The following is a 15,503-nucleotide window of genomic DNA, read 5'->3' as shown; positions in this document are numbered from 1 at the left end:
ACACGCGGGGTCACGCGGGAATAGCGGCGCGTGACGGGCGTTGGGCCCAACATGACTACTCTCGGAATCATCGGTGCAGGACACATCGGCAGCCAGATCGCACGGGTCGCCGTGGCGAACGGCTACGACGTGGTGATCGCGAACTCCCGTGGACCGGAGACGCTCTCGGATCTCGTCGCAGAACTCGGCGATCGAGCGACTGCCGCAACCGCGGTGGATGCGGCTGCGGCCGGAGACGCCGTGGTCGTCACCGTCCCCCTGGGCAAGATCGACGAGCTGCCGGTCGAGCAGCTCGCGGGCAAGATCGTGCTCGACACGAACAACTACTACTTCGAGCGCGATGGGCACATCGAGGCCCTCGACCGCGGAGAGACCACGACATCGGAGCTTCTGCAGGCGCAGCTGCCGACGTCGCGCATCGCCAAGGCGTTCAACCACATCCTCGCGGCCGACATCACGACCGACGGATCGCCCGCGGGCACACCCGATCGACGCGCCCTCGCCACAGCCGGCGATGACGCCGAGGCCGTCGCCTTCGTCACCCGCTTCTACGACGAGGCCGGCTTCGACACGGTCAACGTCGGACCCCTCAGCGAGTCCTGGAGGGTCGAGCGGGATCGCCCGGCATACGTCGTGCGCCAGAACGCCGACGAGCTGACGGCGAACCTCGCGATCGCCAACCGTCTGCCCTGACGACACGGACGAGGGGAGCGGATGCCGAGGCATTCGCTCCCCTTTTCTCTGTCCGCCCCCGATGAAGCACCCGTAACATATGCGCCGCGTTGGGATACCAAACTTGTCGGGCGGTTCTCCGAGTGCGACAATTCGGTCATGGCGGGGGTGGGGACTACCGGCGAACTCGAGTCGGTGCGGGTGACGCGCGTTCTTCGCGATGACATCGTGCTCGGTCGGCGCGCCCCCGGTTCCCGGCTGGTCGAACGAGATATCGCGGCCGAGCTCAACGTCTCACGGCTTCCGGTGCGCGAGGCCATCCGCACTCTCGTCGGCGAGGGAGTGGTCGTCGCACGCCCGCGGACCTGGGCAGTCGTGCGGGAGTTCACGCATCGGGACATCCGGGATTTCGGGGAGGTCCGCGAGGCGATCGAGACCCTGATCTTCGTCTTCGCCGCCGAACGTCACACCGACGAGGGGATCGCGCGGCTTCGGGCGGCCTATGAGCGCGAATTCGCCGCAGCATCCGCGGGCGAGATCGAGGCAGCGCGAATCGCTGCGGGCGAGTTCCACGAGATCTCGGCCGAGCTCGCCGGCAACGAGATGCTGGGCGAACTCATCGCGGTGTTCGTCACACGGCTGCGCTGGCTCTTCGGGCAGCACGACGATCTGCTCGCGATGGCCGAGGAGCATCGGCTGATCCTCGAGGCGGTCGCCGCACGTGACACGGACGCCCTGCGCGTGATGGTCCCGCGCCATCTGGCCAGCGGGCAGGAAGCCGCCGAGCGACGCCTCAGCGACCAGGCATAGTCGATCTGATCGGCCCGGCCCGGCGTGCCGCGCGAACGCAGCGCACGACCGCGCCGCGCGGCCGACCACCGACCGGCCTGGAGAGCGGTCTCCCGCGGGGATATATTGGCCATACGGAATGGTTCCGGAGAGTCGTGTCCTGGGGAGCGATATGAGAGGCGTCGCCGTCGTCGCGGGGGGACTGCTGCTCCTCGGCGGAACGGTGCTCATCGCTGTCGCGGATCAGCAGCGTGTGGATGCCCTCGCCAAGGCGAGGGCGGCTGTCGTCCAGGCGGAAGAGCGGCTCGAGCTCGCGCGCGAGGTGAACCTCCGTCTTGCCGAGCAGCTGACGGCACTGCGCACCACCATCGCCGAACAGGAGACGCTGCTCACCGACACCTCCGGGTTCCTGCCGTGAGGCGAACGCTGTGATCCGGCGGTTCCTCTCCGTCACGATCGTCGCAGCAGTGATGCTGACTGCGGGCGTCGTCGGTCGCGCCGCGGCCCTGGACGAGGACAGGGCAGAGGCGATCGCCGAGCTGCAGTCGCTGGCGCAGTCGATCCGTACGGCGGAGATGCGCACGGACTACCTCGACGGATCGATCGCGATCGCCGAGAAGGACACCGCCGCGCGAGCCGCAGTCCTCGAGGTGCGGCCCGCTTTCGTCGACGAGATCGCGGCGCTGACTGCGGCGATCGAGGGAGCAGCCGGCAAGGTCGACACCTCGGCACACAGGGCCTCCGCGCAGTCGGCCCAGCAGTCCGTGCTCGACGAGCGCAAGAACCCGGCGACCGTGGTCGCCGCCACCGCCACCGTGCATGCCCTCATCGACAAGGTGGGTCAGGACATCGGCAGCTGGGAGACGGCGCAGTACGCCGCTCCCTCGGGCCCCGCGTGGGCATCGAGCGGTCCGGACGGGTACGCGCGCGTGCGTGCCGCTCTCGACCAGGTCGGCGGCGGGGGAGTCGGGCTCTACGAATCGGCTTCCTGTGCGGGAGGGACCGCGCCGGCGTGCGCGAACAGCGGCGGCTTCATCAAGTACCGCGCCGACATCGTCGACTGGAGTGCCGACCGACTGAACTGGGCGATGGCGCATGAGCTGGCGCACATCTACCAATTCCGGGTGTGGGGCGCCCTGACGTCGTCAGATGCCTACTACTCCGCGTTCGGAGGAGACGCCGAGTTCCTTGCGAACTGCATGGCGGTGGTTCGCGGATATCCGGGATCTGTCGGGTGCGACGCCGACCAGCAGGCGTGGGCGTCCGGGATCTGGGTCGGCGCAGTCGGCTGACTCAGGCGATCGGCGTCGTCGTGTCGATGGCCTCGCGCAGGGGACGCCGCATGACCCGCCAGTAGCTCGACGGGGCGACGCGGGTGAGTACATCGATCAGTCGCGCCTCCCGTCCGACCATCGTGCGGGCGCGGCGACGTTCGGTCGCGCGCACGATCAGCGCCGCGGCATCCGCGGGCTCCGTGTGGTACATCGCCGCCTGGGCGGCCGCGGCTCGCGCGGCGATGGCCGGGTCGATCGCCGCGGCATACCGTCCGTGCAGGATGATGCCCGTGCGCACGCCGGCGGGATACACCGCTCCCACCGTCACCGAGGTGCCGTCGAGTTCGTGGCGCAGGGCCTCGGAGAACGCGCGCACCGCGAACTTGCTCAGGGAGTAGGGGATGCGTCCCGCGGGGGCTGCCAGCGCGTAGACGCTGGCGAGGTGAGTGATGTGGGCGGCCGGCGCCGCGCGCAGGGCGGGGAGCAGCGCCTTCGTGATCGACACCGTGCCCCAGAGGTTCACATCCGTCAGCCAGCGCATCTCCTCCATGGTCAGCTGGTCGAGGTCGCCGAGCATCGACGAGCCCGCGCACGTGATCAGGGCATTCACCCTGGGGTGCGCCGCGGTGATCTCCGCGGCCGTGGCGAAGACGGCGTCGTCGTCGCGGAGGTCGACCACATGGGTGGTGAGGATGGCGCCCGTGAGCTCGGCGGCGATGGCTGCGAGGCCGTCGGCGTTGTGGTCGATGAGCGCCAGATGCACGCGTCGGCGAGCGAGCAGCCGGGCGATGTCGGCACCCATCCCGCTCGCAGCGCCCGTGATGACCGTCGTGCTTCCGGTGAGCGTGAGACGCTTCATCGCATCCCTCCTGGCGGCGATCGGGAGAGCAGCCGGTCGTGGAGCGGGTCGGAGAGACCCGATTCCGATCCATTCTGGCCCACTGCATCCCCGAGCGATACCGGTACTCTCGAAGGGAGGAGGTAGGGGTGGGACGAACAGCGGATGCCATCGCCGAAGGCGTTGCGATCGCGACCGCTGCGGCGCGCCTCGCCGTGAAGAATCACATCCTCATCGGCACGATCGCCGAGAACGGCGTCTTCGACACGGACAAGTACGTCGCCGATGCGCGGGAAGCGCTGCGGGCGATGGCCGAGGAGTCCGAAGAGGTCGAGCGCAACCTGACCGAGCTGCGCAAACGCGCTCGCGGTCGCCATTCCGACCCCTCGGGAACCCATGACTACCGGGACCGCGACGTGCGCAACCTGCGTCGGAGGGCCAAGCAGTCGCACGGGGTCGCGACCAAGCTGCGCGACATGATGGAGGACGAGGCCGCCCTGCGCGTCATCGTCGAAGAGGCGCGCGAAGGCGCCTGGGCCGACGTGCGGCACAACCTCGATCGTCGGCTGCGCGTCGAGGGCATGCGACCCGATCAGGACCCCGATTACGACCGGATGCGCGAGGCGCGGATGCAGGCGCTGCGACTCGTCGACCTGCAGGCGCTGTCGTCTCTGCAGCGTGCGAAAGCGAAGCGGAAGAACAAGCAGAACACGCCCGACAGTGACGAGTGAGCGCTCGTTTCGCTTTCGCGTCTCGTCTGTTGTAGGCTGTTCTACGGCCCGCTGAGCGGTCCAGGAGCGCCCGTAGCTCAATGGATAGAGCATCTGACTACGGATCAGAAGGTTAGGGGTTCGAGTCCCTTCGGGCGCACATCAGCTGAAACCCCCGTCGCGCAAGCGGCGGGGGTTTTGCGTTGTCCGGCATCCATGCGGTCTCCATCTTCGGCTCCACTTTTCGGCCCTCACGCCCATCCAGCGAACGCCCGTCCAGCGAAGGAGAACTCACGCTGCGAAGGAGCGGATGCGAGTTTCAGACCTTCGGCACGGGTGATCTCCGTCGCAGCGAGCGAGCGGGGACATGACCGCAGGTCAGTCCCTGCGCCACATCTCGCCGAGGGTGGACGTGCGGGGGAGCAGGCGCGGCTCGAGGGTGACGCTGCGCGCCGCCGCACCGGGGTCGGCGATGCGCTCCAGCAGGAGATCTGCTGCGACGGCGCCCATCTCCTCGCCCGGCTGACTCACCGTGCTGATCGGGATCGCACTCTCGGACGCGAAGTGGTTGTTGTCGTAGCCGGTGATGGCGATGTCGTTCGGAACCGAGAATCCGGTCACCTCGTTGAGGATCTGGATGAGGCCGATGGCCACGAGATCGGATGCCGCGACGATCGCGTCGTAGGTGCCCGCACCGCGGGCGAGGATCTGCCGTCCGGCATCCCGTCCGTGCCTGATGTTCACGCCTCGCGTCTCGAGGATCTCGATGCGCGCGTCGGGGTGCGCGGCGGTCGCCTGCTCGGCGCCCTCCCAGCGCTGGTTGACGGCCGTGAGGAAACGCGGACCGCCCACGAAGAGAAGTCGTCGGCGCCCGAGCGCGATCAGGTGCGATGCGGCGAGCGCCCCGCCGTGGCGCTCGTCGACGGTGACCCCCGGGTACGCGAGAGACGGGGACTCGAAGTTCACCAGCACGGTCGGAGTGGTGCGGTTCTCGGGGTGCGGCGACTTCGCGAGCGCCGTGTCGAGAGGGGCGAGGATGATGCCGGCCACGCGCGAACGGTCGAGCAGCTCGAGGTTGTGCACCTCGCGATCGGGGTCGACGTCCGAGTTGACGATCAGCACGTCCATCTTGTGGCGCCGCAGCGCTCTCTCGGCGCCGCGCGCGATGTCGACGAAGAAGGAGTTGCCGAGGTCGGCCAGCACCAGGCCGACCGAGGTGCTGTTTCCCGCGGCGAGAGAGCGCGCAGCATCATTGCGGACGAATCCGAGCTCGGCGATGGATGACAGCACCTTGCGACGGGTCGCCTCTCGCACCTTCTCGGGATTGTTGAGGGTGTTGGACACAGTGCCGAGGGCGACTCCCGCGTGAGCGGCGACGTCCGCCATGCTGGGCTTCGAGCGCCCGGGCGGGGGAGTGTCGGTCACGTCATCCTCCTCGGCATCGTCGCCATGACCTGGCTCTTCAACTCTAGAGCATCACTATTCGTGAAGCGCTTCATTTGTGATGCGTAACTCTCTTGACAATGCCTTTTTTTCTATGGCATGGTGTGAATGAAGCGCTTCAAAAGAGGCGTCGCTCTTCAAGGAGGAACAGTGACCACAGCAATGAGGCGCGCCCGTCGCCTGGCCCCCGCAATCGCGCTCATCGGCGTCGGCGCTCTCGCGCTCTCCGCCTGCTCCGGCGGCTCCGGAGGATCGGGCTCCGAGTCCGGCGCCGGTTCCGGCGAATTCACCTATCTCGGTCAGACCGAGAACACCACGATCATCAGCACGCTCGAGACCCTCGCCGGCGACCAGTGCAAGGCTGCGGCCGACGCGGCGCCGCTGACGTCCGATGACATCTCGGGCACGCAGTGGGACCAGCAGCTCCAGCTGCTCGCGAGTCAGGACGGTCTGTCGGACATGCAGATGGCTGCCGGCACCCCCGCGCTCATGTCGGAGTTCATCGACGGGGGCAAGGTGCTCGACCTCTCCCAGGCACTCGACGACCTGGGCGTCTCCGACCGGCTGCTGCCCGCGGCTGAATCGACGGTCAAGGCGCTCTATGGTGACGGTGCGCTGTACGCGCTGCCGACCGAATTCAACATCGAGGGGTTCTGGTACAACAAGGAGCTTCTCGAGAAGAACGACATCGAGGTGCCCGAGACGTGGGACGACCTCGTCGATGCCGCAGCCACCCTCAAGGACGCCGGCGTCCAGCCGTTCGCCACCGCGGGCAAGGACGGCTGGCCCGTCACCCGCCTCGTCGGCGACTACATCTTCCGCACGCTCGGCCCCGACGCACTCCAGAAGGTCGCGGACGGCGATGCGAAGCTGACCGACCCCGAATACGTCGCCGCCGCAGACGCGGTCGCTGAACTCGGCAAGGCCGGATACTTCGGTGACGCCGTCGGCTCGATCGACTACAACGCCTCGATGAACCTGTTCCTCAGCGGGAAAGCCGCCTTCTACTACATGGGCAGCTGGGCGCTGGCGAACTTCAACGACGAGGAGCAGAACCAGATCGGGGTCGACAACGTCGGCTTCGCGCGCTTCCCCGCAGTCGAGGGCGGCGAGGGCAGCATCGACCAGATCCCGGCCAACGTCGGCATCCCGGTGATGTTCGCCGAGAAGAACTACGACGATGAAGCGGCCGCGTGGCTGAAGTGCATCGCTGAGGGCTACGGCGACACGGCGCTGAACGAGAGCGGTGTCGTCTCGGGCTTCGTGGTCGACAACCCTCCCGCCGATCTGCCCTCCACGACGCAGACCGTGCAGGACGAGATCGCGAACGCTCCGTCGAGCGTGCTCTGGTTCGAGGCGCTCTTCACCCCGAAGGCGACCGGCATCAGCCAGAACAACGGTGCAGGTCTCGCCAACGGCAGCCTCTCCGGCGAAGAGTTCATGACGCTCGTCCAGGCCGCCAACGACGAAGGCTGACCCACTCTCGGGGCGGGCATCCGCCCGCCCCGAGACCGTCCTCGTCGCATCAGGAGATCCACCATGCACAAAGTCCTCGGTGACAAGCGCGCCATCTTCGTCCTGCTCGGACCCGCGCTGCTCGTCTACTCCCTCGTCATGCTCGTCCCGATCGTGTGGTCGCTGTTCTACACGGTGCAGGACGGCAACCCCATCACGGGCTTCACCTTCAACGGGTTCGACAATTTCACCAAGTTCTTCCAGGACCCCGCCGCCTGGGACGCGATCTTCTTCACCCTGAAGTACGCGCTCATCCTCACCGCCCTGCAGGTGATCGTGGGCTATCTGCTCTCTCTGATGTACGTCTTCTGGCTGCGCAAGGGATCGGGGATCATCCGCACGATCGTGTTCTTCCCCGTGGTGCTCCCCACGGTGGCGGTCGCGCTGCTGTTCCAGCGACTGTTCGAGGCCGCGCCGACCGTCGGACCGGTGAACTCGTTCCTCGGGATCCTCGGAGGGCAGAACCTCGACTGGTTCGGCACTCCTGATGCCTCCTTCTGGGTGATCATCGCGATGGACCTCTGGCGGTCGATGGGCTTCTATGCCGTGCTGCTGTACGCCGGACTCGTCGACATCCCCGATGAGTTGATCGAGTCGGCGCGCATCGACGGGGCATCCGGCTGGAAGCTCATCCGCACGATCGTCCTGCCGCTGTCGCTGCCCGTGCTGCTGTCATCGATCATCTTCAGCATCAACGGCACGCTGAAGGTCTTCGACACGGTCGTGGCGCTGACCAACGGCGGACCCGGCAACGCGACCACGCCGCTGACCCTGTACATGTTCCGCACCTCGTTCGCCTACGGCGACTACGGGTACGGGAGCACGATCGCCCTCATGCTGACGATCCTGTGCCTGCTGTTCACGGTCTTCATCTTCCGCTCCACCCGCCGCGATCTGACGAAGGACTGAACCAGTGAGTGCGACAACCGCCATCGTCACGGGCACCCCGCTGCCCACCCGCCGCGACGTCGATCCGAACCGTCGAGGCGCCAGAGACTTCTTCCGACGGCTGCCGATCCGGCTGCTCATCGCCGTGCTGCTCATCGTCGAGGTCTATCCGATCCTGTGGATGCTGCTCGGGTCGTTCAAGACGCAGAACGAGTTCCTCAACGAGCCGTTCTGGGCTCTGCCGCAGTCGTGGGACATCGTCAACTACATCGAGGTGTTCACCACCGGCGAGTTCGGCAAGTACATCCTCAACAGCGTCGTCGCAGTGTTCCCGTCGCTGGCGATCATCCTGGTCTTCGGCACCGCAGCCGGCTTCGCGCTCGAGGTCATGGTCTGGAAGGGGCGCGGCACGGTGCTGCTGCTCTTCCTCGCGGGCATCATGGTGCCTGCGCAGATGATCCTGCTGCCGCTGTTCACGATCTACTTCCGCACGAACATGACCGGCACGCTGTGGCCGCTCATCATCACCTACGTGGCGCTGGGGATGCCGTTGACCGTGTTCATGATGGCGACCTTCTTCCGCTCGGTGCCTCGGGAGATCTTCGAGGCGTCGACACTCGACGGCGCATCCATCTTCCGTTCGTTCTTCTCGATCGGCCTCCCGCTGGTCAAGAACGCCCTGTTCACGATCGGTCTCGTGCAGTTCTTCTTCCTCTGGAACGACCTGCTCATCGCCCTGACGTTCACCAACAGCAGCGACCTGCGCACGATCCAGGTCGGACTGCTCAACTTCACCGGAGAGTACGGAGCGGTGCAGTACGGGCCGACCTTCGCAGCGATCTCGGTCAACGTGCTCGGGACGCTGCTCATCTACGTGTTCCTCAACCAGCAGGTCATGAAGGGCCTGACCGCCGGATCGGTGAAGGGCTGACATGACGAACATCATCGAGATCTGGCTGGAGAACAGGCGCGGAGGCAAGACTCTCGGCATCGGCGAAACCGAACCACGGATCTCCTTCGTGGCGGATGCTGCGGCCGACGCCTTCGAACTGGAGTTCGTCGCCGACGACGGAACGGTGCGCGCCGAGCGCACGACGTCGATGCAGCGCGTCGCCTGGCCGTTCGCGCCTCTCGCACCACGCGCCGGGGGAGACCTGCGCATCCGCGCCCTCGATTCCGGCCCCTGGAGCGAAACGGTGCGGATCGAGTCCGGGCTCGGTGACGACTGGCAGGTCGACTTCGCCTCGCCCTCGGTCGTGGCCGACCGCACGGCACCGCGGCCCGCGTATCTGCTGCGGGCTGCCATCGCCGAGGGTGCACTGCCCGGCGACATCGTGCGGGCCCGGATCCACTCCACGGCGCACGGCGTGTACGAGCTCGAGGTCAACGGCGAGCGCATCGGGGACGACGTGCTCGCACCGGGGTGGACGAGCTACGGCCACCGTCTGCGCTATCAGACGCACGACGTCACCGCGGCGCTTCGCGTCGGAGAGAACGTGATCGGCGCATGGCTCGCCGACGGCTGGTACCGCGGCCACATCGGGTTCGACGGGGGCGTGTGGGACATCTACGGATCGGATGTCGCGCTGCTCGCGCAGCTCGAGGTCACCACGGCGGACGGTGTCACTCGACAGGTGGCCCTCGAGTGGCTCACGGCGCCGTCGCCGATCACCGCGGTCGGGTTGTATGAGGGCGAGAGCTTCGATGCGCGGTTGACGGAGGACGGCTGGTCCGCGCCGGGATTCGACGCCTCCAGCTGGGCTCCGGCGACCATGCTGCCCCGAACCGACTTCCCGGCGGCGATCGAACCGCCGACCGCTCTGCCGGTGCAGGAGACCGAGACGCTGCGCCCGGTCACGGTCGAGCGTCAGCCGAGCGGCCGCATCCGTCTCGACTTCGGTCAGAACATCTCGGGGGTGCTCCGTATCCGGGTGCGAGCGGATGCCGGTCACACCGTGACGCTCCACCACGCGGAGGTCATCGAGAACGGCGAACTCGGCATCCGTCCGCTCCGGGCGGCGACATCGGTCGACAGCTACACCGCCGCGGGTTCGGGTGAGGAGATCTACACCCCTCGCTTCACGATCCACGGCTTCCAGTACGCCGAGCTCGAGAACTGGCCGGGCGAGCTCCGCGACGGAGACGTCGAGGCGGTGGTGATCCACACCGGCATGCGGCGCACCGGCTGGTTCGAGTCGTCGAACGACGGGCTCGACAGGCTGCACTCGAACGTCGTGTGGAGCATGCGCGACAACTTCGTCGATCTGCCGACCGACTGCCCGCAGCGTGACGAGCGCGTGGGGTGGACCGGCGACATCCAGGTGTTCGCGCCCACCGCGCTGCGCCTGTTCGCGGCCCACGGCACTCTCACCGGATGGCTGCGCGACCTCGCTGTCGAGCAGGCTGATCAGGGGCACGTACCCAACTTCGTACCGTGGGTCGAGTGCGGCTTCCCGAACTTCCCGACGGCCGCGTGGGGCGATGCGGCCGTGATCGTGCCGTGGGAGATGTACCGCAACGACGGCGACATCCAGATCCTCTCCGACCAGTACCCGAGCATGCGCGCCTGGGTCGACCTGGTCGACGAGCTCACCGATCACACAGGACTCTGGAACACCGGCTTCCAGCTGGGCGACTGGCTCGACCCGACCGCACCACCGGAGGACCCCGGCAAGTCCCACACCGACAAGTACCTGGTCGCGACGGCCTATCACGTGCGCACGGCGCGCATCGTGGCCGACGCTGCTGCTCTGCTCGGCGAGGAGGCGGATGCCGCGCACTATCGCGGTGTCGCTGAACGAGCGTCCCGGGCCTTCCAGGATGAATTCCTCAGCGACAGCGGCCGCGTGGTCAGCGACACTCCGACCTCGATCGCCGTCGCGCTGGTGTTCGAGCTCTTCGAGAACGAGGAGCAGGTGCGGCGGGCCGGTTCGCGGCTGCAGGAGCTCGTCGGAGCGGGCGGCTTCCACATCTCGACCGGTTTCGTCGGCACCCCGATCATCTGCGATGCGCTGGTGCGCGCCGGGAGCATGGACTACGCCTATCACCTGCTGCTGCAGGACGAGCTGCCGTCTTGGCTGTATCCGGTCAGCATGGGCGCGACGACGATCTGGGAGCGCTGGGACAGCATGCTGCCGGACGGATCCATCAACCCCGGCGACATGACGTCGTTCAACCACTACGCGCTCGGAGCCGTCGCCGACTTCCTGCACCGGGTGGTCGCGGGGCTCGCGGCGGATGCGCCCGGGTGGGAGAGGATCCGCTTCGAGCCGCAGCCGGGCGGTCGTCTCGAGCACGCGAGTGCGCGGTACGACAGCGTTCGCGGCACGGCGTCGATCGCGTGGCGGCGTGACGGCGAGCGCCTGTCCATCGACGTCGAGGTGCCCGCGGCATCCATCGGCGTGCTCGTTCTTCCGGGATCCGCGGAGGAGATCCCCGTCGGCCCCGGGCGCCACTCGTTCACCACGACGTTCCGCGCCGTGGAGGACGACCCCGAACGGCCGTTCTTCGGCTGGCGCAGACCGGAGCCCGTTCTCGAGACCGAGGGAGCAGCATGACTCAGCAGCACATCCGGCCGGGGCAGGTGTGGCTCGACACGAAAGGCGAGCGCATCCACGCCCACGGCGGATCCGTCATCACCGTCGACGGCGTGCACTACTGGTACGGCGAGAACAAGGAGTTCTCGACGCCGGGGAGTGGGATCTGGCACTGGGGAGTGCGGTGCTACTCGTCGATCGACCTCGTGAACTGGGACGACCGGGGCGTCATCATCCCGCCGGACGAGGACGACGAGTCCTCACCGCTGCATCCGACTCAGGGGCTCGACCGACCGCACATCATCTTCAACGCCGAGACCCGCACGTACGTGTGCTGGGTCAAGGTCATGACGAAGGGATCGGTTCAGCGCTCGACGGTGCTCACCAGTGACAGCATCCTCGGTCCGTACGAGATCCAGCGCACCTGGCTGCGTCCGCTCGGCATGAGCGCCGGGGATTTCGATCTGGTCGTCGATCCGCACGACGGCAAGGGGTACTACTACTTCGAACGGGTGCATTCCGAGATGATCTGCGCCGACCTCACCAGCGACTACACCGATGTCACCGGGTACTACTCGACCCACTTCCCGCAGCCGCAGCCGCCGTACGTGCGCGAGGCTCCGGCGCACTTCCAGCGCGGCGGACTGCACTACCTGCTGACCTCCGGCACCACGGGGTACTACCCGAACCCGTCCGAGTCGGCGGTGGCGCGAAGCTATCACGGTCCGTTCGAGGTGCTCGGCGACCTGCATCCGGGCGACGAGTCGCGCACCTCGTACCACTCCCAGATCTCATCGGTGTTCCGGCATCCAGGAAAGAAGGACCTCTATATCGCCGTCGCCGATCGGTGGCTGCCGCGGTATCTCGAGCACGGCGACCGCGCGCGACAGGCGTTCATCGAGCATTTCGCACCGGGGAAGGACGGCGACGAGCCGATGGAGGAATTCGCCTACGTCGACACCTCGATCGCCGACTACGTCTGGCTGCCGATCCGATTCGAGGGCGACCGGCCGATCATCGACTGGCGCGACGAGTGGTCTCCCGACGAGTACGAAGACGCCTGAGCGACCTCAGTCGAGCAGGCTCGTGATGGCAGGGTCTCGGCGGGCGACCTCAGCGGCCGTGCCGACGATCACGTGACGCATCGCGGCCACCGCGACGGCCGGCGTGACGTCCGCACGGTGGGCCAGGCTCACCGTGCGCCTCATCATCGGGTGCGAGATCCTGACCGACCGCAGCGCCGGCTGATCGAGCAGCACCATCGCCGGAACCACGGCCACGCCGACGCCTCGTTCGACGAAGCGGAGCAGCGCGTCCATCTCGGCGCCCTCGAGGACGAAGTTCGGGGTCAGCCCTGCCGAGCGGAAGGCCGCATCGGTCGTCGCCCGCAGCTCATAGGTCTCGTCGAGCGCGATCAGCGGCAGGGTGGCGAGGTGGTCGAGGCTCATCACCGTGGAGGTCGAGACGGGAGGCTCGGATGCGGCGGACACGACCACCAGCTCTTCGGTCAGCAGCGGCATGCGCGTCAGGCTGAAGCCCGACGGCGGCGGACCCTCCGACTCCGTGATGAGAGCGATGTCGACGGCACCCACGGCCAGCTGATCGACGAGCAGCCTCGACCCGCTCTCGGTGAGGTGCAGGTCGACGCCCGGGTGGGCGGCGTGGAAGGTGCTGATCGCCTCGGCGACGAGGCTGATGCAGAGGGTGGGCGGTGCGCCGAGTCGCACGCGGCCACGGCGGAGTCCGGCGAGTTCGGCCATCTCCTCGCGGATCGCGTCGGACTCGGCGAGCATGCGCTGAGCGCGGGGGAGCAGGGCCTCTCCGGCGGCGGTGAGTCCGATGTGCCCGCGCGCCCGGTGGAAGAGCTCGGCGCCGAGCTCGCGTTCGAGTGTCGAGATCTGTCGGCTCAGCGACGGCTGGGCGAGGTGCAGGTGCTCGGAGGCGCGGGTGAAATGGCCGAGGCGGGCGACCTCGACGAACCCGCGGAGCTGCTCGAGGTTCATGTTTTCAGTGTATCGATACCAGTAGAACAATGCATTGGAGTTATCGGCACGCCGTACTTAGCGTGGAAGGCATGAGCACTCGCGAACGTCAGATCTCCACCACGGTCCTGGTCATCGGCACCGGCGGCTCCGGGCTGCGGGCGGCGATCGAAGTCGCCGAGCACGGCATCGACGTCCTCGCCGTCGGCAAGCGCCCGCGCCAGGACGCGCACACCTCTCTCGCCGCCGGCGGCATCAACGCCGCGCTGGGCACCATGGACGAGGCCGACAGCTGGCAACAGCACGCCGCCGACACGATCAAGGAGAGCTACCTGCTCGCCAACCCGCACACGGTCGAGATCGTGACGCAGGGGGCCGAGCGCGGCATCCGGGATCTCGAGCGCTGGGGCATGGACTTCGCCCGCGAGGACGACGGCCGCATCTCGCAGCGGTTCTTCGGGGCGCACACCTTCCGTCGCACGGCCTTCGCCGGCGACTACACGGGTCTCGAGATCCAGCGAACCCTCGTCGCGAAGGCCGAACAGCTCGAGGTGCCGATCCTCGACCACGTCTACATCACGCGTCTGCTCGTGCGCGACAACGTCGTCTTCGGCGCCTACGGCTTCGACCAGTCGGACGGCACGCGCTACCTCATCCACGCGGATGCCGTGATCCTCGCCGCGGGCGGGCACAACCGCATCTGGCGCCGCACCTCGTCACGACGGGACGAGAACACCGGAGACTCGTTCCGGCTCGCGGTCGATGCGGGCGCCCGCCTGCGGGACCCGGAGCTCGTGCAGTTCCACCCGTCCGGGATCATCGAGCCCGAGAACGCCGCCGGGACCCTGATCTCGGAGGCGGCCCGCGGCGAGGGCGGGATCCTGCGCAACGCCCTCGGTGAGCGCTTCATGTCGAAGTACGATCCTGAGCGCATGGAGCTCTCGACACGCGACCGTGTCGCGCTCGCCGCGTACACCGAGATCGCCGAAGGGCGGGGCACCGAGAACGGCGGCGTCTGGCTCGACGTCTCGCATCTGCCGCGCGAGACGATCATGACCCGTCTGCCCCGCGTCTACCAGACGATGATGGAGTTGCAGATGCTCGACATCACGACCGATCCGATCGAGATCGCGCCCACCGCGCACTACTCGATGGGTGGCGTGTGGGTGCGTCCCGACGACCACCAGACCGACGTCGACGGGCTCTACGCGATCGGCGAGGCATCGAGCGGCCTGCACGGAGCCAACCGCCTCGGCGGCAATTCGCTCATCGAGCTGCTCGTCTACGGGCGCATCGTCGGGCAGGCGGCCATGGCGCATGCCGCGGGGCTCGACGCTCAGCGCCGCTCGGCGGACGCGGTCGTCCAGGCCCGCGCCGAGATCGATGACCTTCTCACGGCCGACGGTCGCGAGAATGTGCGAGCCCTGCAGCGCGCGATCCGCAACACCATGACCCAGCATGCCGGTGTCGTGCGGTCGGAGGACGGACTCCGTGCCGGCCTCGCCGAACTCGACATGATCGAGGGGCGGATGGAGGACATCGGCATCCACCCGGACATCGCCGGATTCCAGGATCTCGCGCATGCCTTCGACCTCAAGGCATCGGCGCTCGCCGCGCGAGCCACTCTCGAGGCTGCGCTGGAGCGTCGGGAGACGCGCGGATGTCACAACCGCAGCGACTACCCCGACACCGACCCGACGCTGCAGGTCAACCTCGTCTGGTCGCCGACCGGCGGAGTCACGCGCGAGTCGATCCCGGAGATCCCCGCCGAGATCGCCGAGCTCATGCGCGAGGTCGACACCGAGGGCAAGCTCGTCGAATAGCCGCATCCGAACTCGCTCCCGTCGCAGGGTGCA

At 67.6% G+C, this 15,503-nt stretch carries 14 protein-coding genes and 1 tRNA gene; 12 read left to right on the top strand and 3 right to left on the bottom strand.

The features are described from left to right. Positions 1 to 51: 51 nt before the first annotated feature. From ACZZZQ_RS04075 to ACZZZQ_RS04060, 4 genes are all read left to right on the top strand, one after another. On the top strand, positions 52 to 693 hold the full coding sequence (locus tag ACZZZQ_RS04075; RefSeq protein ID WP_285365206.1) for an NADPH-dependent F420 reductase: 642 nt from the start codon (positions 52 to 54) through the stop codon (positions 691 to 693). Between the two features lie 138 nt (positions 694 to 831). Continuing rightward, the gene (locus ACZZZQ_RS04070) at positions 832 to 1,482 is read left to right on the top strand and encodes a GntR family transcriptional regulator (protein WP_053098794.1); all 651 of its coding nucleotides are present in this window, start codon (positions 832 to 834) and stop codon (positions 1,480 to 1,482) included. 151 nt (positions 1,483 to 1,633) lie between these two features. Next, a complete protein-coding gene (locus ACZZZQ_RS04065) occupies positions 1,634 to 1,879 on the top strand; it encodes a hypothetical protein (protein WP_463506944.1) in 246 nt (81 codons plus the stop codon). A gap of 10 nt (positions 1,880 to 1,889) precedes the next feature. Beyond that, positions 1,890 to 2,753, top strand: a complete 864-nt coding sequence (locus tag ACZZZQ_RS04060) for a hypothetical protein (RefSeq protein WP_463506943.1) — start codon at positions 1,890 to 1,892, stop codon at positions 2,751 to 2,753. A 1-nt stretch (position 2,754) separates the two neighbouring features. Here the strand turns inward: ACZZZQ_RS04060 and ACZZZQ_RS04055 are convergent, their stop codons facing one another. Beyond that, positions 2,755 to 3,594, bottom strand: coding sequence for an SDR family NAD(P)-dependent oxidoreductase (locus ACZZZQ_RS04055; RefSeq protein ID WP_463506942.1), 840 nt, complete (start codon positions 3,592 to 3,594; stop codon positions 2,755 to 2,757). Positions 3,595 to 3,722: 128 nt separating this feature from the next. On the opposite strand from ACZZZQ_RS04055, the gene ACZZZQ_RS04050 reads away from it, so the two are divergent. Further along, positions 3,723 to 4,304, top strand: coding sequence for an asparagine synthase (locus ACZZZQ_RS04050; protein ID WP_072590748.1), 582 nt, complete (start codon positions 3,723 to 3,725; stop codon positions 4,302 to 4,304). 66 nt (positions 4,305 to 4,370) lie between these two features. After that, positions 4,371 to 4,443: transfer RNA gene (locus ACZZZQ_RS04045), tRNA-Arg, on the top strand. Positions 4,444 to 4,661: 218 nt separating this feature from the next. Here ACZZZQ_RS04045 and ACZZZQ_RS04040 read toward each other — a convergent pair. Then, on the bottom strand, positions 4,662 to 5,708 hold the full coding sequence (locus ACZZZQ_RS04040; protein ID WP_315985304.1) for a LacI family DNA-binding transcriptional regulator: 1,047 nt from the start codon (positions 5,706 to 5,708) through the stop codon (positions 4,662 to 4,664). Positions 5,709 to 5,876: 168 nt separating this feature from the next. Here ACZZZQ_RS04040 and ACZZZQ_RS04035 point away from each other — a divergent pair, with 168 nt between their 5' ends. The 5 genes from ACZZZQ_RS04035 to ACZZZQ_RS04015 all read left to right on the top strand — a co-directional run bounded on the left by ACZZZQ_RS04035 (position 5,877) and on the right by ACZZZQ_RS04015 (position 12,729). Continuing rightward, on the top strand, positions 5,877 to 7,202 hold the full coding sequence (locus ACZZZQ_RS04035) for an ABC transporter substrate-binding protein (protein ID WP_295101751.1): 1,326 nt from the start codon (positions 5,877 to 5,879) through the stop codon (positions 7,200 to 7,202). A gap of 63 nt (positions 7,203 to 7,265) precedes the next feature. Then, positions 7,266 to 8,150 carry a carbohydrate ABC transporter permease gene (locus ACZZZQ_RS04030; RefSeq protein WP_053098799.1) on the top strand — a complete coding sequence of 295 codons (885 nt, stop codon included), beginning with the start codon at positions 7,266 to 7,268 and terminating at the stop codon, positions 8,148 to 8,150. Positions 8,151 to 8,154: 4 nt separating this feature from the next. Beyond that, positions 8,155 to 9,060 (top strand): carbohydrate ABC transporter permease, encoded by a 906-nt coding sequence (locus ACZZZQ_RS04025; RefSeq protein ID WP_230101259.1) that lies wholly within the window; start codon positions 8,155 to 8,157, stop codon positions 9,058 to 9,060. Position 9,061: 1 nt separating this feature from the next. Continuing rightward, entirely contained in the window at positions 9,062 to 11,686 is a 2,625-nt protein-coding gene (locus ACZZZQ_RS04020) for a family 78 glycoside hydrolase catalytic domain (protein ID WP_463506941.1), read from the top strand. Beyond that, positions 11,683 to 12,729: a family 43 glycosylhydrolase gene (locus tag ACZZZQ_RS04015; RefSeq protein ID WP_463506940.1), complete on the top strand. Its 1,047-nt coding sequence runs from the start codon at positions 11,683 to 11,685 to the stop codon at positions 12,727 to 12,729. Before ACZZZQ_RS04020 ends, ACZZZQ_RS04015 begins: the two co-directional genes overlap by 4 nt. Positions 12,730 to 12,735: 6 nt before the next feature. On the opposite strand, the gene ACZZZQ_RS04010 is transcribed toward ACZZZQ_RS04015, so the two are convergent. Beyond that, positions 12,736 to 13,668: a LysR family transcriptional regulator gene (locus ACZZZQ_RS04010; protein WP_053098801.1), complete on the bottom strand. Its 933-nt coding sequence runs from the start codon at positions 13,666 to 13,668 to the stop codon at positions 12,736 to 12,738. Between the two features lie 71 nt (positions 13,669 to 13,739). Between ACZZZQ_RS04010 and ACZZZQ_RS04005 the strand changes: the two genes are divergently transcribed. Then, on the top strand, positions 13,740 to 15,470 hold the full coding sequence (locus ACZZZQ_RS04005; RefSeq protein ID WP_295104255.1) for an L-aspartate oxidase: 1,731 nt from the start codon (positions 13,740 to 13,742) through the stop codon (positions 15,468 to 15,470). Positions 15,471 to 15,503 lie beyond the last annotated feature (33 nt).

It is taken from the genome of Microbacterium sp. AC132 (genome assembly GCF_979258525.1).
The sequence above is the reverse complement of the archived record's forward strand: the minus strand, read 5'-3'. Positions and strand labels throughout refer to the sequence as shown.

Excerpts from the sequence above, each read along its gene's own strand:
- ACZZZQ_RS04075 (WP_285365206.1), top strand. The coding sequence starts at position 52 with ATGACTACTCTCGGAATCATCGGTGCAGGACACATCGGCAGCCAGATC.
- ACZZZQ_RS04070 (WP_053098794.1), top strand. The coding sequence starts at position 832 with ATGGCGGGGGTGGGGACTACCGGCGAACTCGAGTCGGTGCGGGTGACG.
- ACZZZQ_RS04065 (WP_463506944.1), top strand. The coding sequence starts at position 1,634 with ATGAGAGGCGTCGCCGTCGTCGCGGGGGGACTGCTGCTCCTCGGCGGA.
- ACZZZQ_RS04055 (WP_463506942.1), bottom strand. The coding sequence starts at position 3,594 with ATGAAGCGTCTCACGCTCACCGGAAGCACGACGGTCATCACGGGCGCT.
- ACZZZQ_RS04030 (WP_053098799.1), top strand. The coding sequence starts at position 7,266 with ATGCACAAAGTCCTCGGTGACAAGCGCGCCATCTTCGTCCTGCTCGGA.
- ACZZZQ_RS04020 (WP_463506941.1), top strand. The coding sequence starts at position 9,062 with ATGACGAACATCATCGAGATCTGGCTGGAGAACAGGCGCGGAGGCAAG.
- ACZZZQ_RS04015 (WP_463506940.1), top strand. The coding sequence starts at position 11,683 with ATGACTCAGCAGCACATCCGGCCGGGGCAGGTGTGGCTCGACACGAAA.
- ACZZZQ_RS04010 (WP_053098801.1), bottom strand. The coding sequence starts at position 13,668 with ATGAACCTCGAGCAGCTCCGCGGGTTCGTCGAGGTCGCCCGCCTCGGC.
- ACZZZQ_RS04005 (WP_295104255.1), top strand. The coding sequence starts at position 13,740 with ATGAGCACTCGCGAACGTCAGATCTCCACCACGGTCCTGGTCATCGGC.